Source organism: Pedobacter sp. SYP-B3415 (assembly GCF_004138205.1).
Lineage (GTDB): Bacteria > Bacteroidota > Bacteroidia > Sphingobacteriales > Sphingobacteriaceae > Pedobacter.
Genome location: NZ_RXNQ01000034.1, coordinates 139,036 through 161,604 on the forward strand (window position 1 = coordinate 139,036; position 22,569 = coordinate 161,604).

Sequence of the window (22,569 nt, forward strand, 5' to 3'; positions counted from 1 at the left end):
CTCGTTTTGTCTTGGTTCTATGTGTTTTGAATTTCGCTGCGGCTATATTTCTCTGCAAAAACCGCCGTTGCCCCAACCAGGGCTGCATCTTCCCAGAGCTCTGTTAAACGGAGGCTGGTGCCCGGAAACCTGCTTCTGAGCCGGTTCTGAAGTTCAGGCAGGAACCAGCTGTCGGCACGTGCAATGTTTCCGCCAATTACAACAACTTCCGCGCGGGTGTCTGAAATGAAATCGCTCAGGAAGTTCTCCAGGTGCACGGTAAACTCTGAAAACACCTCACGGACTTCCTTCTGATGATTATCAAGTGTGATGATGGCCTTCAGATCTTTGCACGCCAGGCCGGTCAGTTCTTCAAACCGCCCTGTAAGCCCCCGGGTTGATATATAAGCTTCGGCGAAACTATCAAGATAAGGCACAACGGCCCTGTTCTCATCTTTAACAACACCATCTAAAGCGCTCGCTGATCCAAGTCCGGTGCCAAGTGTAATGCCGATAACTCTGTCAAAACCAGCGCCTGACCCGGCATAAACTTCGCCAAGAAGAAACGCCTCCGCATCATTAATGAAGATAAGATTTTCGGCGGGCAATTGTAAACGACCTGCAAGCTCATTTTTTACGTTAATGCCATAAAGCGACTCATATTTATTGAGACCGCGTATACGGCTGATGCCTGCTGCGTACTCAAAGGGACCGGGCATGGCTATGCCGATCTTTGGCAGGCGGAGGCCGGCCACTGCGCTCACCTCAGTGAGGCATTTTGCCCAAAGGTCAAAAATTTCTGCGGCCGGTGCATGCGGATTTACTTTAATACGGCTTCTGCCTTGCGGGAGAATAATACCATTGTCTACAACCGCGGCGGTCAGGTGCGAGCCGCCAATGTCTACGCCGATTACCGGCTGCTGATCAGTATTGCTCATTTTTCGGATTGCTTCGCAACCGGCTGCTTTGGTTACAACATCCGGCGGCGGGATATGACACAAGATGTGTCTAGGTTTAAATCGTTTTAGCAAATTTAATGATTAAAATCACTTATGCAACTGCTGCAGGAGCTATTACGGCTGAAGCGCTAAAATAAATCGGTTTGTGGTTCACGTCAGTACAGCTATCTCTCCCGCCGATACAAGCCTTCAGCCATAGATCATACTGTAATCAGGATGACCTCCTTCGTCGGTGATCCTTTTGGGGGGAGCAGTTAAACAGGATACAAGCCTTTAGCCATAGATAATACTGTAATCAGAATAACCTGCTTCGTTGGTGCTCCTTTGGGGGGAGCGGTTAAACAGGATACAAGCCTTTAGCCATAGATCATACTGTAATCAGGATGACCTCCTTCGTCGGTGATCCTTTGGAGGGGAGCGGTTAAACATGATACAAGCCTTCAGCCATAGATCATACTGTAATCAGGATGACCTCCTTCGTCGGTGATCCTTTGGAGGGGAGCGGTTAAACATGATACAAGCCTTCAGCCATAGATCATACTGTAATCAGGATGACCTCCTTCGTCGGTGATCCTTTGGAGGGGAGCGGTTAAACATGATACAAGCCTTCAGCCAGAGATCATACTGTAATCAGGATGACCTCCTTCGTCGGTGATCCTTTGGGGGGTGGAGCGATTTAACATGATACAAGCCTTCAGCCACTTCGTGGCCTGGCTTTGTTTATTTCAGGCCTCACTTAAGCCTGCGGCTTGGCTCGGCCTGAAATAAACAAAGCCCTTGCTATCGCAAAGGCTTGTATCCTGTTTGTAGGGATGACAGGATTCGAACCTGCGACCTCCAGCACCCCATGCTGACGCGATACCGGGCTACGCTACATCCCTATTGGATGGCAAATATATCAAATCAGCGTTTATACCGCCAAAAAATTTTATCGCCAGCGGTATCATGTCCCGGTAACAGCTTCGGTTTTTTGACATTGACCCCAGAAGTGGCAACAAAAACAACGCTCTGTATGTTGTATTTTTGAATTTACCAAATCCAGCACAGATGGCAACTGCAACACAAATTCAGAAAGCATATATCGATTATGTTCTCAGCAACGGAGAGTCGCCGAAATCGGTTTATGTGTTTACCAAACGCCTCAAAATTGCCGAAGAAGAATTTTACCTGCATTTCGGCTCGTTTACTTCTATCGAAAAAAGCTTCTGGGCTGATGCCGTATCTACCGTTGTTTCCAGCATCAGGCAGCAGGAAGTCTGGCCGTCTTTCAGCGCCCGCGAGAAAGTGCTCTCATTCTTTTACGGCTTTACAGAATATCTGCTCAGACACCGCAGCTTCGCTGTGCACACCTTACGCCAGCACATGCGCGGACTTTCTGCCCCGCCCGTACTTGATGATGCAAAACCGGTGTTTGAAGCCTTTGCAGAATCAGTTATTGCCGAAGGCCTGGAAAGTGGAGAACTTGCCGAACGGCGTTTCTTCTCAAAGCGGTATAAAGATGCGCTTTGGGTTCAGTTTCTCTTCATTATGCGCTTCTGGGCAAATGATACGTCAGCAGCATTCAGCAAAACTGATGAGGCAATTGAAAAAGGCATTACTGTAACATTCGATCTCTTTCAACATAGTCCGCTTGATAATCTCCTCGACTATGGAAAGTTTCTAAGCCGGAACGGGCGTTTCGTTTAATACATGAAAGAACAAAAAAGCATTCCAACCAGCAAAACACAACGCTCTGCAAAATTCGTAAAAACAGGTCTCCAGGTCGGCGGCAATTACATTAAGTATTACTCAAAGAAACTATTTAACCCCGACCTTACCAGGGATGGCCTGAATGAAGACAATGCTGCAGATATCTATGCGTCGCTAAGCGAACTGAAGGGCAGTGCCCTGAAAGTTGCGCAAATGCTAAGTATGGACAAAAATATTTTGCCGCGAGCCTACGTAAATAAATTCACTCAAAGCCAGTACAATGCCCCTCCCCTTTCCGGCCCGCTGGTGGTTCGTACCTTTACGCGGCATTTTGGGAAAAGCCCGGAGCAGATCTATGACCGGTTCGACATCCGGTCCACGCACGCCGCTTCAATCGGCCAGGTGCATCGCGCCGAGCTGAACGGGAAAACGCTCGCTGTCAAAATTCAGTATCCGGGTGTTGGAGACAGCATTTCCTCAGATTTGAAACTTGTCAAACCATTCGCATTTCGTCTGCTTGGCATGAGTGAGAAAGAGCTTAATGTGTACATGCAGGAGGTTGAAGAGCGGCTGCTTGAAGAAACCGACTATGAGCTTGAGGTACGGCGTTCGCAGCAATTCTCTCAGGCCTGCAAACACCTCGATCATGTGGTTTTTCCGACCTACTACCCTGAATTATCAGGCCCACGGGTTATAACAATGGACTGGCTTGAGGGTGTACACCTGAAAGAGTTTCTTCAGACGAACCCCTCACAGGAACTGCGTGATCGCATCGGCCAGGCACTCTGGGATTTTTATAACTTTCAGCAGCATGAGCTTAGGGCCGTCCATGCGGATCCGCACCCGGGAAATTTTCTGATCACGCCTGACGGAAAGCTTGGCATCATCGATTTTGGCTGTATCAAGGAAATGCCCGGCGAATTTTACCGGCCGTTCTTCTCCCTCATCCTTACCGATGTGCTGCAAAATAAACAGCTTACTTTGCAGGCATTCCGTGAACTTGAAATGATTCTGCCTGATGATACGGCCGCCGAGGTTGATTTTTATTACGAGGCATACCGGGAAATGATCGGGCTGTTTGCAAAACCATATGCGACCGCTGAATTTGATTTCAGCGATCAACAGTTCTTTGAAAAATTATACAGCTATGGCGAGCGGATCTCAAAAATGCCGGAATTTAAACAGGCGCGGGGCGTAAAACACTTTATCTATGTAAACCGGACAAATTTTGGCCTGTACACTATTTTGCATGACCTGCGTGCGCGTGTGAAGACCAGCCGTTACCGTCCCGTTCTAACAATTACTGACCAGAAGTAAAACCGGTTTCTTTTCATTTACGGGCTCAAAACGTACATTAGTATATGATTCAAATCCAAAACGACCGGCTTTCAGCAAGTTTTGCTGAAAAAGGTGCAGAGCTTCAGCGCCTGACAGGCAAGACAAATGCATATGAATATCTGTGGAGTGGCAACCCGGCTTTCTGGGGCAAACACAGCCCCGTTCTGTTCCCTGTTGTCGGCGCGCTGAAAAACGACACCTATTCTTTTGAAGGCCGTTCTTATCAGCTCAGCCGCCACGGATTTGCCCGGGATATGGACTTCGATACCAAGGTTATCAATGATACTGAAGTTTGTTTCACTCTCTCAGACACGGAAGCAACGCATGAAAAATATCCGTTTCGTTTCAGCCTGAGCATCCGTTACCGGTTGGATGGACCGACGTTACACTGCAGCTACGAAGTGGAAAACCCCGACCCGCAGCGCGATCTGTTGTTTTCTGCCGGTGCGCATCCCGCATTTGCCGTCCCTGTTTCAGAAAACCTGGCTTACACCGATTATTACCTGACTTTTGACAACGATAGCAATCTTCAATACCATAAAATAAAAGATAACCTGATCAGCGATGAAGTGAAGCAGCTGACGCTTGACTCCGGACGACTTCCCCTCTCCCACGAATTGTTTTATGAAGACGCACTTGTATTCAAAACTTTGAAAAGCAAGGAAATCACGCTTGAAAACACGGGCAACGCTACAGGAATCCGCTTTGGCTTTGACAGCTTCCCTTATTTCGGAATCTGGTCTGCGCCAGATGCAGACTTTGTGTGTCTTGAGCCCTGGTGCGGCGTAGCAGATGGTGTAAACCACAACGGCCGCCTTGAAGACAAGGAAGGTATCGTCAGGCTGGGTCCGCTAGAAGGCTGGAACCGAACCTGGTCCGTCACCTGTTTCTAAAAAAGGGCAGACGCCATTTCAGACGCCTGCCCATACATAAAAAATTATCGAGGCTATTTTTTGGTCACCTTAAATTCGGTGCGGCGGTTCTTCTGTCTTCCGTCCGGGTTGTCTTTACCGTTTGGTAATGTATTTGGCGCTACCGGCTTCGTTTTGCCATAACCGCGCGATGTAACACGACTCGGATTGATCTGTTTGGTAAGAAGGTAGTTTACACAGGATTTTGCCCGCCGGTCTGAAAGATCAAAGTTATAGGCATCACCCCCAATATTATCGGTATGGGCACTAAGTTCGATCTCGATGTCGGGGTTATCAAGCATAATCCTGGCCAGAGAATCAAGCATCACTTTTGACCCCTCTGTCAGCTCGGCACTGTTAAACTCATAATAAATATTGTTCAGTACAATCGGCTTGTCTATTTTAAACGCAGTAAGACAAAGGTCAGTTCTTACCAGCGTATCAACCTTCGCCAGGTCTGCCGCATTATAACTTACGTTTTTGCTAAAGTAGTTGTCTTTCTTCATGGCAAGACGAATTGGCTTGCGGGAGTCGATAGCAAACGTATAACTTCCATCGGCTCCGGTTTCGCTTACCTGGGTCCTATCGCCATCATTCAGGCTTACCTGGGCATTTGAAATGGGCTGATTGGTCACACAATCAATCAGCTGTCCGGTAACTTTGATAAACTCACGTTTTACGGCGAACAACTCCAGGCAGCATTCTGACTGCCGGTCTGAACTGATATAACCTTCCGTACCCCTGCTGTTTGTTGCGGTGAAATATACATCGTCTTTCGAAGAATTAAACGGATAGCCCATATTTCTGGCCGCGCTCCATCCTGTAAAATCGCCTTCAGATTCATAGAAGTCATAACCGCCCAGACCTTTCGGATTATTGCTGCTGAACATCAGCTTGCGCGTTAACGCATTATAATAGGGATTTCTTTCGCTATCTGCGGTGTTTATCTGCGGCCCCATGTTTACCGCCTGTCCGAGACTTCCGTCGGCCCGCAGCGGACAGTACCAAAGATCAAAGTTGCCGAAGCCGCCGCTGCGGTCTGACGAAAAGATCAGAAACTTGCCGTCTGGGGTTACAAAGGGCTGTACCGCATTCCAGTCTTTGCTGTTTACCTGAAGACCAAGGGCCTTTGGTTCAGACCAGCCGGAACCGGTTTTCTGCGACCAGAAGATGGCTTGCTTTGGGTTTTCACGGCGCTCATTCCAGGCGGTAAAATACATCCGGTCGCCCGAAGGGTTAAACGACGCGGCTGCCAGCTGCTCAGTTTTTGGTATCCCTGCTACCTTTACCTTTGACACCTGCGCAGAGCCAGCATCAATACTTCCTGAAACCTCATACAGGGCATTCAGATACGGAGTTTGTTTTTTAAGCACCTTTGTCTGGGCGTTACCCGGAACAACCAGCACTTTCTCATTCGGAACCTCCTGCGGACGCGATGAGCTGATGTATAACTTTCCGTTCATAAAAACGGGTGCGTAATTCGATCCCGCTGAATTTAATGCGCCGGGCAGTTTTTTAACCTGTACGAGTTTTGGGTAACGCATCTCATTTACGGCTGCCCGGATAGCCTGTATCCGTCCGGCTGCCTTGTCAGTGTACTCGTTTTTTGGATTGCTGGCAATATATTTTTCGTACGCATCGATCGCTTCGTCGTACTTCTGATTGGCCATCAGACTTTCGCCATACCAGTATGAAGCCATGCTGTACCGTTTGTCAGCAAAGCCATTTGCCAGCGCATAGTATTTTTCGGCCTCTGCAAAGTTTTTGTAGAGCCTGTTCGCTTCTGCAAGTTTGAAGATCATTGACTGATATTCCGCGCCGGCCACACGCTCTGCCACGGCTTTGCTTTCGCCCGAGTATGGCAGCACCAGGCCTGAGCTGTCAGCCTTGATATTGAGTGCCTTTTTGTAAAACTCAGCAGCCGCATAATATTCCTTACCGGCAAAATATGCGTCTGCGGCTTTTTTGTAGTTAACAACATATTGTGCACTGGCCGTTATAGCCAGGAAAGACAACAGGGATGTGAGAACTGTGAACTTTTTCATGACGCTATATTACAATCGTGGACAAAAGAAATTCGGACCGATCAGGCCATTGCGGCCAACCAGGGAGATAGACACTTCCAGCCCCCCGTTGCGATTTGTCGCTGTGCGCAAACTGGATGTATTGATGTCGTAGCTGATGCCTAAGACAAGGTTCTTATACTGGATGCCTGCCGTAACGATTCCGGCATCATCAAAACGGTAATTGCCCCCAAAGAGCAGGCTCGCCTGCTGGTTAAGCGCCAGCTGGCCGTAAGCACCTGCAGCTATTTCTTCAGCGTTTCCCTGAAACATGGCAAGCGCGTTGGGAACTATGTCAAAGCTCTGAGACACCCTGAACCTGGCACCCCCATGGGCGGTTAGCCGCATCGGCAGACGCTGGCTGCTGCCCAGGAAACGTTCTGTCGGGCGGGTGAGGTGCGCAGCACTTACACCAAGAAAGACATTGGCCACCTGGTCGGGATTTCCGTCAAAGTAAAGCACACCCGCGTTTACGTCAGGAATCGTAGCCGATTCAGACATGATTGCCTCTGATGATCCTGAACCCATTCCTGTAACGGGATTGAAATCGCTGCCGAACTGGGCGCTTGAGGCGTCAAAACTTCTGTTGATGATCCCGCCCTGCAAACCAAAACTCACAATATTGAGCCCCGAATGTCCGAATCTGATCCGGTAAGATGCAGAGACAAGTGCAGTCAGGTAGTTAAAGCTTAATTCGCCCGCACGCTGGTTCAGGACGGTAGCGCCGAAAGCCAGCTTATCATTCGCTGCCATGTCAAAAGAAGCGCCGCCGGTAAAGAATGATTTAGACAGGCCTCCCCACTGGTTTTTAATATTTACACCTGCCCGGTAATCCCCGTCAGATACCCCCGTCATAGCCGGATTAAGCCAGAGCGGATACGCGTAATACTGTGAAAAATGCGGGTCAACCTGGGCCCGGCTCCCGGCTGATGCACCAAGCAGCAGACAGAAGATAAAGGCCGATTTTATTATGAATGATCTTGATTTCATGTTTTTCTGTTTTTTAGATGTATCCTGGCTTATTACCTCAATAAAGTGACAGTACCTTTCTTCATTCCATCTGTACCGTCTTTGAATTTCAGTTCCACGGCATAGACGTATACCCCGGTAGGCTGCATCTTACCTTCAAATGTTCCGTCCCAACCCTGTTGCAGGTTTTGACTTCTGAAGATCAGCTGACCCCATTGATTGTATACGCGCATGTCGATGCTTGTGATGGTATTCCCGAAGGCCAGGAACACATCATTTTTGCCGTCGCCATTAGGCGTAAAGGCATTTGGAACAAATACTTCGTTGCCCATAGGGTTAGAACTGGTTCCCGAAATTTGCGGCGAAGCGGTACTGGTCTGGCATGATGCCGCTCCTGTTGCCCTGACACGAATCGTTACCATTTGGTCTGGTTTGAGACCCGCAATGACGTGGCTTGTAGCAGCAGCACCTGCGCTCGGCACGGTCCAGGTTCCACCATTATCAATTGAAACCTCATAACCTGAAGCACCCGGAATTGCCTGCCAGCCAAACGTAACACTGGTTGGTGTTGTACTTAGCACTGTCGGTGCAGGTGTAGCCAGCTGAGTAAGCACATTAATTGTAATTGATGTGCGTGTCGGACTGGTGCACTGTCCTGCAATGCGCGTTGCTTCTACCCAGTACGTGACAGAGCTGTTCAGGTTGCCTGTGGCAAACGACGGTCCCTCGAATACAGGTGTTCCGCCCAGCTGTGTGGTGTACCAGCGATAGATAACCTGCGAGTCGGGGTTCACAACGGCAAGCGTTACACCTGTTCCCGGACAGATCGAATTGCCGGTTGTTGTAATTTGCGCTGGTGCAGACGGTGCGACACACTCGATCGTAACATCTACCGGATCTGTATTTTTCGTTACGCCTCCGGCCGAAACAGTCGCCGAGTTGCGTATTGAGGTTACGCCCGCCAGATCATTGTTTACGCGAACCACCAACTGAACGGTTTGGCTCTGTCCGACACCAAGCGTCGGTATAGTGTACTGAACGTTGGTTCCGTTCAACGTTCCACCGTTGCTGGCCGATACAAACGTTGTTTTATTTGGCAGCGCATCAGTAATTGCTGCATTGGTCAGCACCTGATTTCCTGTATTGGTAACCGTAATAGTATACGTAAGTTCATCGCCTGCGCGTCCTATACCCGAAGGTCTTGGCGTAACAACTGTCATTGAAGTTGTAAAGTTGCCAATGGTTTCAACCGGGATATCGGTGCCCGGCGTACCAGGATTGCCCGGTTCTGTCGGGTCTGTCGGGTTAGGAGGCAAGGTTGGCTGCTCGGGATTTACACTATCGTTTACGACAGCCACATTGCGGATTGTAGTTACCCCAGTCAGGTCTGCATCTACCCGCACCACGAAGCTGAGGCTGATGGTCTGGCCCACCGGAACGCTCAAATTAGACCAGGTCAGCGTATTGCCTGTAATGGTTCCGTTATCTGCCACACTTACAAACGTGGTTTTCGCCGGGATGTCATCACGAACGGTAACGTTTGTCAATGCCTGGTTTCCGGTATTGCGGACACGAATGGTGTAGGTAATCTGCTCACCACCCCTTACGCTGGTAGCGCCACCCGGAATGCTGAAGGCCTTCCAGGAAACCGTGCTGGTAGCCTGGTCAACAGGAATATCAGTTCCTGGAGTAGCCGGATTACCTGGTTCGTCTGGATTACCCGGACTTGGCGGAATAGTCGGCTGGTCGGGATTAATTCCGTCATTCACGACAGCTATATTTCTGATCACGTTAATGCCTGTCAGATCTGTATTGACATTCACAACAAAGTTCAGGCTGGCGGTGCCGCCAACAGGAATGTTCAGTCCTGTCCAGGTAAGCTGGTTGCCATTTCGGGTACCGCCATTTGCTACGCTTACAAATGTTGTATTCGCCGGAATATCGTCCCTGACGGTTACATTGTCAAGGATCTGATTTCCTGTATTACGTACTTTAATCGTATAGGTAACCTGTTCACCGCCCTTTACAGAAGTTGCGCCGCCGGCAATGCTGAAGGCCTTCCAGCCAACAGTGCTGTTAACGGTCTGCACCGGAATGTCGGTTCCCGGCGTTGCAGGGTTCCCGGGCTGCGCCGGATTTGACGGATCAGGTGGTGCCGTTGGCTGCTCAGGTCCGGTGCCATCATTCACATAGGCAACATTCCTTATCAGTCCGACGCCGGTCAGATCTGTATTGACCCGCACAACGAAGCTCACGCTTACCGTGCCACCAACCGGGATAGAAATCCCTGACCAGGTTACCTGGCCGCTGTTGAGGCTGCCGTTATCGCCGGCGCTGACAAATGTTGTGTTGGCGGGAATTTCATCGCGTACGGCAACATTGCTCAACGCCTGGTTGCCCGTATTTCGCATCCGGATTGTATATGTCACTTCCTCGCCTCCTCTAACGGTGGTTGCCCCGCCAGGTATGCTGAAGCTTTTCCAGGATACGGTTTGTGTTACCTGACGCACCGGAATATCGGTACCGGTTTTCGTCGGATCGCCCGGCTCATCAGGATTAGCCGAATCTGGTGGAATACTTTGCTGGTCAGGATTAATCCCGTCATTTGTTACCGCTACGTTGCGGATGGTGGAAACGCCGGTTAGATTGGTGTTTACGCGCACCACAAAACTCAGGTCGACGGTTTGTCCCACCGGTACATTTACACCGGTCCAGTTGATGGTATTGCCAGACTGAACGCCGCCATTTGCCACACTGACTACTGTGGTGTTTTCCGGGACGGCATCGCTTACGCGAACCTGGCCAAGGGTCTGGTTGCCCGTATTGCGTACTTTGATGGTATAGGTTATGTCTTCACCCCCCGCTACCGTAGTTGCGCCGCCGGGAATGCTGAATTTTTTCCATGTAACCGTTTGGTTCACCTGTTGAACGGGAATATTCGTACCCGGGGTAGTAGGATCTCCCGGTTCGTCAGGGTTGGCAGGATCGGGTGGTAATGTAGGTTGCTCCGGATTGACACCATCATTTACAACTGCGACATTATTTATACTGGTTACCCCGGTCAGGTCGGCATTTACCCCAACTACAAAGCTAAGGCTTACCGTCTGCCCTACGGGAACAGACACACCGCTCCAGACAACCTGGTTTCCATTCTGAATACCGTTATCGGCTACTCTTACAAACGTGGTATTGGCCGGAATGTCATCGCGAACAATTACATTGCTCAGCGCCTGGTTTCCGGTATTTCTGATTTTTACGGTATAGGTTACTTCTTCACCGCCACGAACGGTGGTGGCACCGCCAGGAATTGCGAAGCTCTTCCAGGACACTGTCGTATTTACAGCCTGCACAGGTACACTGGATCCCTGTTTAGTCGGATCGCCGGGTTGATTCGGATCAGTCGGACTTGCAGGAATACTTGGCCTTTCCGGGTTTACGCCATCGCTGACATATCCGACATTCGTTATAGCAGGAACCCCTGTAAGGTCAGCATTCACCAGAACGGTAAACGAACGGGTTACTGTTTCACCGGGGTTAACCGTAACCGGAGCCCAGGTTATCCGTCCGGCAGACTCTGTTCCGCCATCAGTTATGCTTCTTAATGTTGTATTGGCCGGAACCATATCAGACAGCACATAATTGCTGATAGGCTGGCTGCCGTTGTTGCGCAGGTGCAGCGTCCAGGTCACTTCCTCGCCGCCTCTTACTGTCGTGCCACCGCCCGCTACAACATAACTTTCCCAGAATGCCGCATCAGCGATCTGGATGGTCACAGTAGCATCAGCTGCAGAGGTACAACCACCGGCACCTACAGCTACAACACGGTATACACCGGCATCAGCTGCGGTAACATTTGTAAGCGTCAGCGTGGCTGATGTCTCTGCAAGCTGCGTGGTGCCTTTAAACCATTGGTAACTCACCGCTCCGGCTGGCTGCGGATCTACAGTCAGCTGTACGGAGCTACCAGCTGTTATGACCTGCACACCGCTCAGGTTCAATGTTGGATTGCCCGGAAGCAGATTCGGTGTGAATGTGATTGAAGTTCTGTCTGCAGCAGCGGTCTCACAAAGGCCTGTGCCACTTATGCCGACAGAGTAAGTCAATGCTACGCCCGGAGTAAAAGGAGTCACCTCAAATACGCCGGTCTGGTTACTTCCGCGCAGCGTAGACCCCTCGTAGAAATAATAGGTCGGATTTGTAATCCCGGTTGAGGTAGCTGTGAGGACAATGCGCCCGTCGGCGGTGGCGCAGACATTGCCGCCGGTGCTGTTGTTTACGTTCAATGACGCAATGGCTCCTGCAGGTGCAAGCGGAGATACATTGACCCTGATTTCTGACCGTGCTACGCCGGCACAACCTCCGGCACCTGTCACTTCTACAAAATACGTTGCAGAAGCAGTGACATTGGCAAATGAGATGGTATTTCCGGTAATGGTAAAGCCGGTCGTAACAGGATTACCGCCGGTCAGCGCATCATAGATGGTATAAGTAAAGCCTCCGGCATTATTTGAAATTTCGAAGCTGGCCGTTTGTCCGGGTCCGCATACGTCAACTGTCGAGGCAACAAAGGCAGGTGCAGGCAAGGCTGCAGAAACTTTTACGTTTATTTGTTTACCGGCGGCACTTTCGCAGGCATTGTCGCCCCTTACCGTAACATAATAGTTTACATCGGCATTTGCCGCCAGGCCGTTAACTGTCAGTGTTCCGTTTGCCGCAATGGCATACGTCACCGCGCCATCGCTTGTTCCATCGAGTATAGGCTGGGTTTTGGCTGCATCGCGATACCAGGTAAATACCGGGTTGGTGATTGCAGGAATGGCTGTCGGAGCCAGTACAACCGGAGTTCCTGTACATTGAACGATGTTGCTGCTTAGCGTGATCGCCTCAGGCGGCGGAATAAAATTAACAGTTACAGGCACGCTCTGAAGCGTGGCACTTTCGCAGCCTGCCCCATTGTTAGCCGCAACGCTTACGTAATAAGTGGCATTTGCTGTAAGGCCTGTAACCGTGAGCGTACCATTTGCAGCAATTGCATAGGTTACGCCGTTTTCTGTGAGCCCATCAGTAATCAGGCCGGTCCGGTCTGCATTGCGGTACCACCTGAACAAAGGTGCAGGGATAGCAACAGAAGGACTGGCAACGACTGAAGGCGTCAGCACCACGGGGCTTCCCGCACAAAAAGGTGCTGAATTGCCGGCAATCTGAATATCGGCCGCAGCTGGCGCCGGATTTACGGTTATCGTAACCCTTGTCCGGGCCGAAGCTTCGTTCCCGCAACCATTTCTGATAAGCGAAACGTAAAATACATTGTTACCCAGGGCAAGGCCTGTAGGGCTGAATACTGTACCATTGGCAGATACACCGGTTGTAACCGGACTTCCGCCGGTAGGCGTTGTGTACCATTGATAGCTGGACCCTGCTTCAGGATTCGTGATGCGAAGTTCTACGGGTGTTCCCTGACAGACAATTAACGTATTGGTTGCAGGATCAAGTCCGGGCACTTCCACAATTGGATTTGCCGCTACCCTTCTTACATCGTAAAGCCTGACCGACTGCAGGGCAACAACGGCACCGCCATAAAGAACCCTGATTCGGTTAAACGGCTGGGTCGTTCTGAACGAAACCGTGGCCCGGTCTGTTGTACCGGATAAAAGTTCAAGCGAAAGCAGCGTGCTGCCGGTAAAGGTCTGCACTACCGATTCCACGCCATCGTCGCCCTTATTGAGTGTCTGAAAACTGATTGAACTCAGAAGCTGTGCCTCGAGCAAGGTTCCGGGAAAGCTGATTACGGCCTTGACCGAATCGCCCGCCCGGCTGTAAGTCGGAAAAACCGACGTATGGTAAACACCCTGGTCAGGCGTTGGAAGAACGCTTGCGCCAGAGTTTAACGTAGCAAAAGTATTTGGATCGTTATCTATAGCATTGTATGGGTCTGTTACACTGCCCAATGCAGAAACACTGGCGTTTGCACCGAACAGTGCGTCAAACGGGGCATCGCAGTTGGCAAGGGAAGGCACATCTGCAAGATAGTACGCATCGTAGACGTCTACAGACTGGAAAGCATTCAGGGAAGCAAGCAGGCCCTCTGAATTAAGAAGCACCCGCACACCATCATAGGGTACGCCGGGTGTAAACGTGAGTTCGACAACAGACCGGTTTCCCAGCAGGCCCAGAATGTTATTTGTCTTTGTTACAACAGGGCCCACAGGAACACCATTCAGGGTTGCCTGGATATTTAGTCCGTCAAGCAGCGTTTGCGCCACCCCTCCGCCAAAACCGAGTTTGAGTGTTACAGGCGCATTTCCGGCCACCACCGAAGGAAATTTGAGGTTTTGACTCACCCTTGCTCCTACCCTGACCCGCGCAACGGGCACAATGACGTTCAGGTTTACATCAAGGTAAGTGGCACTAAGCCGGCTAAAGGTTCTGGGAGCCGTAGCGGGCGCCACGTCAATCGCGTTATCCGGATTGGTAACCGTTCCCAGGTCTGCAAGATCTATACCCAGCTGCTGCAGCGCCTGGGCCAGCGAGAGATTGACCGCGCCAAGCAGCTGGACATTTCCGGCCGCCTCTACACTGTTTGTCTGGGTGTTAGCGTATACCCTTTGTTTGTACTGAGCATACGAAATACTGGAAATGAGCGTTAACAGTAATAGCAGGATGTACCTGACCGGCCGTAACACCGGTTTCCGAATGTGCGGGGTAGAGGTTTTAAACATGGTAGCGCAATTACGTGAATAATGGTTTTCTTAGGCACAGCCTGTCCCTTCCAGGCTGTGGATCAAAACTACATGCTCAACCTGCTCCTTTCCCGTTCATTCCATCCATTGAAAATTCCTCTCAACTGTTCATTTTATTCATTGTAAATCTTGTGCTGCATTTATCTTTTTGGTTTAGCATACTTGAGTGATCGAAAAAAATTCGAAGTTGCGCAGTATCCCTACACTATAAATCTTCTTTAAGTCGTTGATTTTCGACGTGTTATCCGGGCACCCGCGCAGGTTGTCAGGAAATCACTACGTGTAGGTATTTGTTTTGCTTTGAGCTGTCTTTGATTTGTAGTATACTGTATAAAACACAAAACCGTCGTATTTGATGCCGCACCGGGACTACTTGAGTGAACTGAAGAATAGTGTAGAAATAAAATCTGGACTGCCTACCATCGACCCTGGAAGCTGCAAGGCTATATCAGATCATATCTTCGAGCTTACCAAAAAGTACATCAGCGAAACTACCTTGAAACGCTTTTTTGGCTTTGCCAAGATCACTCACAACTTTTCTGCATTTACACTTAATACGCTCGCCCAATATGCCGGGTTCAGAAACTGGAATGCCTTCTGCAAAAGCGTTGGGCAAAGCGACCATTTGTCGGTAACTAATTATTCCAGATGGAACGAGCTTAGGCAGGAGGCTCAGCTGATTACCGATGTCACCCTGATTCATATAAAAAACGTTTCCGGGATAAATTTTAACCATACCGAGCTAAGAAGTTTCCTTCACCTCGATTTCGAGCATTTTCTGAAATCCCGTCAGGTTTTTTTTTGCCTCTCAGCACAGCCCCTGCAGGGACGCTCAACCTTGCTGGCCCAGCTGACCATGCAATATTTCAGGCAAAGCCAGCATACAGAACACAGCGATCACGTCGTGCTGTTTTTCAACTGGTACACTATAAATAAGTGGGCCTTACCTGGCAAAGATCTGAGTCACTGGTTGTCGGACCGTTTCGGTCCGGAGAACCCACAGGGTTACCGCAGTTACTTTGACCGTTATCCCCATGAACGGAAGGGTAAGCTGATTCTGGTATTTGATGACATCGAGGATAATATTTTCAGAAACAGCTATCTGCAGAACCTGATCGACTTTCTGTATGTGACCGAAAACTGCGACTGGATCAAGGTTGTGCTCAGCATGCCGGTGGCGGTATGGCTGTCCATGAAACAGGAGATCTATAGATCGGAATTTCTAAGCCGCAACTGGTATCGCGGAAGTTTCTTTGACCGCGAAACGCTGTCTAATGTTCCTGAATTTACCCCTGCAGAGATTTTGAGTGTATTAAGCAGACAGGAGGAAAAGGAGCTGGACGCCGCATCTGTTCACCCGCTTAACTTGTCGCTGTTCAGCACACCTTTATGGTTTCAGTATTACCGGCTCTTAAAAATGAGACCTGAAGTACCTAAACTGAACAGCCCCGTCCTCTACTTTGAGCTTATCAATAGTTATGTGGAAACAAAACTTTTTCTGGCACAGCAAAGCACGGAAAAGAACTTTCTGATCCACAAACTAAGCAGTTTTATGGAGCCGGGCAAAAAAGGATACAGCGTATCAAAAGAACAGGTTCTCAATTACATCAGTACGTTCAGCACAGATTACGGTGAACTTCTTTCTGAGGGTATCCTGGTAGAAGAAAAATATTTTGGTAACGCTGTCCCGTTAGAAATGATCCGGTTTATCCATCCGGCCATATACAGCTACTTTCTTTTTAACCGGATCATGGCTTCATTTAATTTTGAAGCCGGACCAGAAGTCTATGCGTTTATCCTGAATAACTACCAGGACAAGCCGCTGCGTACAGTATTAATTGAGTGGCTGGTGCGCTTCAGCATCAAAAATGGCCGTTTTGATGCGCTGAAGACCACGCTTGATCTGCCTTTCAGCGGAACGGAAAAGCAGCGCGTTTTTCAGTTCATGTGTGCACAGTTTAATTATCTTTTTCATCAGCAGCACGCCATTATTCAATCAGAAGATCAGCAACGCGAATTCAGCACTTTGCTGCACCGCGGAGAAATCTATAGCAAACCTTATAAAAAAGCGATCAGCACGCTAACAGAAAACCTGGCTGAGGGCGATACGCACTTATTGATGCAGGTCATGTGGTGCAGTATTCTGGTGAGTGAAATGAAGCAGTCTGAACTGAAAAGAGCGTTAGACCGCCTGAAAAAAAGCAGGACCAGACTGAGACAGCTGTTCCCCATTGACCCCGTTGAGCTGCTCACTTACTTCTACCAGGTGCTTTCCGGTCAGGTCCCTGCAAATCGTGCGCACGAAGCTATTGCTGAATTCGTTGCATCAGAACTGAATCCTGAAAACGCCTCACCTACCGCCTATCACCTGAGTGTATACCGGATGGCCTGTGTGGTTCTTCTCACATCTGGTCATTTCAGGGAAGGGAATTTGTTTATCCAGTCGCTGAACGAGCGGCATCCCGACCTCTTTAAGCGCAGAAACGACCTTTCCGTGTCTTTGCTCCTGGTTTTTAACGGCTTTTTCTGTCTTTATAACCTGCGGTTGAATACGGCAAAAAAGATCGTGGCACACTTCGAAAGATCTGCTGCCGAAGCTACAGGCGGCCCTTATCTTACAAATTTTACCCGGATCATGCTCGACATTTTCCGCTCAGAATTCTACAGGCTTACGGGTGAAGAGACCCTTGCATTCAGTACACTTGAAAGCGCTTTGGAAAGGGCTGAGAAATACTCGTACAATTTTTTCCATATCGCAATCAACTACCTAAAAATCAGGCTGGAAAAAGATATCCCCGAAGGCGAAACGATTGCTCACGCTTTTGCTGAGTTCATCTCGTTGATTGAAACGGATGCCTTTACACCTGACGATGTATTTAACATTGACCCTAAAGACTCCTGAACCGCCCTACTTCTGGAAAACCCGAACGTAGTCAACTTTCAGCTGCGCCGGATAAACGTTCGGATCAAGGCCCTTTGCTCCGCCCCAGTTACCCCCGACAGCAACGTTTAATAACAGGTGGAATTTCTGATCGAATGGCCAGCTCGTCGAATCGTTCCCCTTCTTCGGAAACGAAAGGTATTTTTCACCGTCTACAAAAAAGTCGATCCGGTCTTCAAACCATTCTGCTGCATAGATATGATAACTTTTATATGGATCGGCTACTTTGATGCCTTTTGTTACCTGGGTATGAATTACATGGTTGAACTTTTCGGTATGTACGCTGCCATAAACGGTGTCGGGCTCGTAGCCTACATGTTCCATAATATCAATCTCGCCGCTTTTTGGCCAGCCGCCATATTTCCACTCGGTAGGCAACATCCAGATTGCCGGCCAGAGTCCTTTGCCCCCGGGTAACATGGCGCGTACTTCCACACGACCATATTTCCAGTCAAATTTGCCTTTACTCAGCAGGCGCGCCGATGTGTAATCACGGTTTTCTCTGCGCTCCCGGCGTGCCGTGATGGTAAGAATCCCTTTATTAACCATGGTGTTCGCAGAATCAGCTTTGGTGTAAAACTGGAGCTCGTTGTTGCCCCAGCCATTCCCTCCTTCATCGTAAGTCCAACGGTCGTCGGCAGGAAGACCCCTGTAATTAAATTCGTCAGACCAGACCAGTTTCCAGCCCTGAAGTGCAGGTGATTTCTTTCTCTCTTCGATAAGCAATTCAGGCTCGTTTGTGGTAATGTAGTCAATATGATGAGCAAGAAGCCACTGCATATCTTCGGCGGCGTTAACCGTCCAGGCATTTGTGCTCAGATTAAGCTTACGCATTTCTTCCAGCCAGCCATCGTTTTTTTGGTATACGCTGTAATGATAATCGGCCCCCGAAAGGCCATCTGCCTTTAACTTCGACGGGGCAACGTCGCCGTTGAGGTAAGTAACAACCGCACCCGGTTGCAACTCCAGAATTTTTTTGCACACATCGTAACTGAATGCGATATAATCCACCCATTTCGTTGCCTTGTATTTTTTCACTGCGGCTACCGCGCGCGTTGTGAGATCGAGCGACCGCTCCAAATTCACCTTTGAGCTTTTGATCTCGAGGATCAGGCGGGTTCCCTTTTGTTTAATCCCTGCCTTAAGATAGGCCTCAAGCGTCGGGATTTTTTCCCCATTGGGATGTGTCTTCTCAAGCAGCTGTTTGTACGTAGATTTCTCAATGCTCATACCATAGAAATCGGGATCGTGATTCACAACGATCACATTGTCTGCCGTCATCCATACATCGAACTCAGCGCCATAACAGCCGAGTTTTACAGCCTCCTTCAAAGAAGCAATCGAGTTTTCAGGAAGATTTTGTTTTTTCCAGGCCCCGCGATGGGCAATGATGCCATTCATGTTCCAGGTCTTCTGCGAAAAGGAGGAAATAGCGATCATCATGAGCAGACCCGTTGCGACCGCACGGCCTAGTAAGTGTTTCATTTTATTACATTTAATGCTTCAAAAATAGTGTTTTATCTTATTCTGCAAAGTTATCTTTCTGTTACCCGTAGTATGCATGCCGGTTTCATATTTAATCGAAATAAAATGAAAGCATCAGGCAGCGTCAGCCCAGAAGATAGCAGGATGTGAATTCGCCTTTGATTTAATATATTTACATGATGGAAAAAGGCCAGTATGACGTTCTGATCCATAAAATAGATGGGTTTATCAGGCGGTTCTATCTGAATAAGGTGGTTCGCGGAAGCATTTATGCCGTGGGCTGTATGCTTGGTATGTATCTGGTTATCTTTTCCTGGATCTATTTCAGCCATCCGGGTGCCGTAATAAAAACAATTGTCTTTTTTCTTTTTGTCGCTGTATCTATCGCTTTAATTTACCTGTGGATGCTCCGCCCCCTCCTGTCGCTGGTGCGGCTTGGCAAACATTTGAGCACTGAAGAGGCCGCACAGCTTATCGGTCAACATTTTTCGGGCGTAAAAGATAAACTGCTCAATACGCTCCAGCTTAAACGCCTGGCTGATCTCGAACCTGCGAACAATCGTCTTGTGGTAGCAGGTATTACGCAACGCATTAATGAACTGCGGCCTGTACCGTTTTCGACCGCGGTACGTATGCGCGATAACCGGAAGTACCTAAAGTATTTGCTTTTTCCCGCATTAGCAATAGTTTTGATTGCAATCGTTGCTCCTGCCATGCTACGCGAGGGGACGACCGGCTTTTTAAATTATGACCGCTATATTCCGCCGAAGGCTCCTTTTAATTTCATTCTGGGAGGGAAAAATTTAACCGTTATGCAGGGCGATGACCTCAGGCTTCAGCTCACGCTCGAAGGCCAGGTTCTGCCCAATGAGGCCTACCTTCAGGATGGAATAAATACATATAAGTTGGAAAAGCAAGACAAGATGCGTTTCACGTATGTGCTTCAAAACCTGCAAAGAACCAAAACGCTTTCTTTTACTGCCGGTGGCTTTTCGTCTGAAAGTTTTACGGTAACGGTTGTCCCCAAACCTGCGCTGCTGAATATGCAGGCACTGATCACGTACCCCGCTTACCTGGGTAAAAAACCTGCTTTAATGCAACAGGGTGGTGACTTGCAGATTCCTGAAGGCTCAACCGTTCGGTGGAAAATCAATGCTGAACATGCCACCACAGTCAATTTCAGATTGGGCTCGAGCACCCACGCTCTGCCGGTGCAGAACGGACAGGCTATATTTGCTGCTGTTATAAGGCAGGATATGGTCTACGCATTGCGTCCGTTAAATACCGTCCTGAAAGCTGGCGACTCACTTGCCTATGGCATTATCGTGATCAAGGATCAGTTACCTGAAATCCGTAGCTCCACTACAGGCGACTCATTAAGCAGGAACGCTTATTACTTCACCGGGGAAATAACAGATGATTATGGATTTAGTAACCTTGTGTTTACATACACCATAAGACATGGAAAAACGGTCCGCAAAGTTACCCGCAAACTCCCTGTCGGCCCGGGAAACAGCCAGCGATTTTTTCATTCCTGGAAACTTGACCGTAGCCAGGTCAAACCGGGGGATGCTGTGGAATATTACTTTGAGGTCGCCGACAATGATGCTGTTAACGGGCCGAAAAAAGTGCGCTCGGCATCGCAGATCATTCAGGTTGAAACAGAAGAACAACAGCGTGAAACCCTAAAAGCCGGAAGTGAATCGCTCAAGCAAAAAATAAAGTCTGCGGTTGGGTTGGCTGCGCAGGTAGAGAAGGAAACCAAAAAAATTGGGGAATCACTTCTTGACAAAAAACAGCTGAGCAGTGAGGACCGAAAACAAATTGCGCAACTTCTTCAAAAACAACAGCAGCTTGACCAGGTAGTGAGAGATATCCGCGAATTAAACGAGCGGAATAATCTGAACAGGAATGAATTTGCTGAGCCAGACGCTGATCTTCAGGAAAAACAAAAGCAACTTGAGGACCTGTTCAATAATGCGCTGGATGAAAAGACCCAGGAGCTTCTCGAAAAGCTACAGGCGCTTATAGACCAGAATAGCAAAGAACAAACCAGCAGGGAAATGAGTAAGATGCAGCTGGATAACAAGACTTTAAAGAAAGAGCTGGACCGTATTCTCGAACTTTATAAACAACTTGAGTTTGAGCAGGAGTTAAAATCTAGTATTGATGCGCTGAAATCGCTTGCCAGAGAACAGCGTGAGCTCTGGGAACGTACATCGAAACCGGCAGCAGACTTACAGCAGCTTAGCAAAGAACAAAACAACCTCTCCGATAAGCTGCAGGATCTTAAAAAAGAAATGAACAGGCTGCAGCAAAAGGACCAGACGCTTGAACGCCCAAATAACTTCGAACGTCCGGAGAAAGAGTTGAGTGATATCAGCAGGTCAATGCAGGAAAGTTCTGATGCACTCGGAAAAAGTGACAAAAACAGATCTGCGGGAAAGCAAAAACAGGCAGCGGCTGAAATGGAAAAGCTGGCTGCAGAAATGCAGAAAATGCAGCAGGAGTCTGAAGAAAAAGAAGATGAAGTAAACGTTGGCCAGCTAAGAAAGCTTTTGGAAAACCTGTTAAAGGGATCATTTGAACAGGAAAAGGTGATGCTAGCCTTAAAAAAGATGAACACCACAGACCCTGCTTATGCGGCAACAGTACAGAAACAGCGGGCTGTCAAAGACAATATGAAAACTATTGCTGACAGCTTGTATGCATTGAGCAGACGCGTGCCACAGATAGAGACGCCTGTTAATGAAGAGGTGGGCAAGATTGATTTTAATATTGATAAGGCGTTGGAAAGCCTCGGCGAAAGACGGACTGCAGAGGCAGGCCGCTTTCAGCAATTTGCCATGACGTCTTTGAACAACCTGGCTGTCATGCTGAATGAGGCGCTTGATCAGCTGCAGCGTGCCCGTAAGAATGCGGGTGGTAAGGGTAAGGGTAAACAAAGCCAGAGCATGCAACAGCTTGCAAAGATGCAGGAGCAGCTAAATCAGAACATGCAACAGGCACGCGAGCAGATACAACGTTCGGGCAACCAGGGCAAAGTGCCAAAGGGACAAATGAGCGAACAGTTTGCCCGAATGGCCCAGCAGCAACAACTGATCCGCGAGTCGCTTCAAAAGCTTAATATAGAGAAAAATAAGAACGGCAAGGGTGGTTTGGGAAATCTGAACCAGGCCGTTGATGAGATGAAGAAAACAGAAAGTGATCTGGTCAACAAACGGCTTCAGCAGGAAACGATACTTCGACAGAAAAATCTTCTGACAAAACTACTTGATGCCGAAAAGGCAGAGCGAGATCAGGATAAGGACGAAAAACGCCAGAGCCAGGCGGGTAAAGACTTCCCGCCGAATCATCAGAAAATGCTCGAGAAGTTTAAAACTGAAGGCGGCTCTACAGAAGAATTATTGAATAAGACGCCGCCAGGCCTGAATAGCTATTACAAAAATACCTTAAACGAGTATTACAAATTGTTAGATTTGCGCAAAAGATAGC

The 22,569-nt window shown here is 48.8% G+C and carries 10 protein-coding genes and 1 tRNA gene; 5 read left to right on the forward strand and 6 right to left on the reverse strand.

Annotated features, from left to right (window positions below):
* Nucleotides 1-17 precede the first annotated feature (17 nt).
* Both EJV45_RS15545 and EJV45_RS15550 read right to left on the reverse strand, forming a co-directional pair.
* Nucleotides 18-917, reverse strand: coding sequence for an ROK family protein (locus EJV45_RS15545; protein WP_129717021.1), 900 nt, complete (start codon nucleotides 915-917; stop codon nucleotides 18-20).
* Between the two features lie 828 nt (nucleotides 918-1,745).
* Nucleotides 1,746-1,819, reverse strand: a tRNA-Pro gene (locus tag EJV45_RS15550).
* A 166-nt stretch (nucleotides 1,820-1,985) separates the two neighbouring features.
* Here EJV45_RS15550 and EJV45_RS15555 point away from each other — a divergent pair.
* From EJV45_RS15555 to EJV45_RS15565, 3 genes are read left to right on the forward strand one after another with little or no spacing between them, the layout of a single operon-like run.
* On the forward strand, nucleotides 1,986-2,624 hold the full coding sequence (locus EJV45_RS15555; RefSeq protein WP_129717023.1) for a TetR family transcriptional regulator C-terminal domain-containing protein: 639 nt from the start codon (nucleotides 1,986-1,988) through the stop codon (nucleotides 2,622-2,624).
* A 3-nt stretch (nucleotides 2,625-2,627) separates the two neighbouring features.
* A complete protein-coding gene (locus tag EJV45_RS15560) occupies nucleotides 2,628-3,944 on the forward strand; it encodes an AarF/ABC1/UbiB kinase family protein (RefSeq protein ID WP_129717025.1) in 1,317 nt (438 codons plus the stop codon).
* A gap of 44 nt (nucleotides 3,945-3,988) precedes the next feature.
* Nucleotides 3,989-4,858 carry an aldose 1-epimerase family protein gene (locus tag EJV45_RS15565; protein ID WP_129717028.1) on the forward strand — a complete coding sequence of 290 codons (870 nt, stop codon included), beginning with the start codon at nucleotides 3,989-3,991 and terminating at the stop codon, nucleotides 4,856-4,858.
* A 53-nt stretch (nucleotides 4,859-4,911) separates the two neighbouring features.
* On the opposite strand, the gene EJV45_RS15570 is transcribed toward EJV45_RS15565, so the two are convergent.
* From EJV45_RS15570 to EJV45_RS15580, 3 genes are read right to left on the reverse strand one after another with little or no spacing between them, the layout of a single operon-like run.
* Nucleotides 4,912-6,921 (reverse strand): OmpA family protein, encoded by a 2,010-nt coding sequence (locus EJV45_RS15570; protein ID WP_129717030.1) that lies wholly within the window; start codon nucleotides 6,919-6,921, stop codon nucleotides 4,912-4,914.
* Nucleotides 6,922-6,930: 9 nt separating this feature from the next.
* Nucleotides 6,931-7,929, reverse strand: coding sequence for a PorP/SprF family type IX secretion system membrane protein (locus tag EJV45_RS15575; protein ID WP_129717032.1), 999 nt, complete (start codon nucleotides 7,927-7,929; stop codon nucleotides 6,931-6,933).
* Between the two features lie 32 nt (nucleotides 7,930-7,961).
* On the reverse strand, nucleotides 7,962-14,627 hold the full coding sequence (locus tag EJV45_RS15580; RefSeq protein ID WP_129717033.1) for a gliding motility-associated C-terminal domain-containing protein: 6,666 nt from the start codon (nucleotides 14,625-14,627) through the stop codon (nucleotides 7,962-7,964).
* A gap of 376 nt (nucleotides 14,628-15,003) precedes the next feature.
* Here EJV45_RS15580 and EJV45_RS15585 point away from each other — a divergent pair, with 376 nt between their 5' ends.
* Nucleotides 15,004-17,550, forward strand: a complete 2,547-nt coding sequence (locus EJV45_RS15585; RefSeq protein ID WP_129717035.1) for a hypothetical protein — start codon at nucleotides 15,004-15,006, stop codon at nucleotides 17,548-17,550.
* A gap of 6 nt (nucleotides 17,551-17,556) precedes the next feature.
* Here EJV45_RS15585 and EJV45_RS15590 read toward each other — a convergent pair whose 3' ends face one another.
* Nucleotides 17,557-19,074: a glycerophosphodiester phosphodiesterase family protein gene (locus tag EJV45_RS15590; protein ID WP_129717037.1), complete on the reverse strand. Its 1,518-nt coding sequence runs from the start codon at nucleotides 19,072-19,074 to the stop codon at nucleotides 17,557-17,559.
* Nucleotides 19,075-19,250: 176 nt separating this feature from the next.
* Between EJV45_RS15590 and EJV45_RS15595 the strand changes: the two genes are divergently transcribed.
* Complete coding sequence (locus tag EJV45_RS15595) at nucleotides 19,251-22,568, forward strand: DUF4175 family protein (RefSeq protein ID WP_240755301.1); 3,318 nt, start codon at nucleotides 19,251-19,253, stop codon at nucleotides 22,566-22,568.
* Nucleotide 22,569 lies beyond the last annotated feature (1 nt).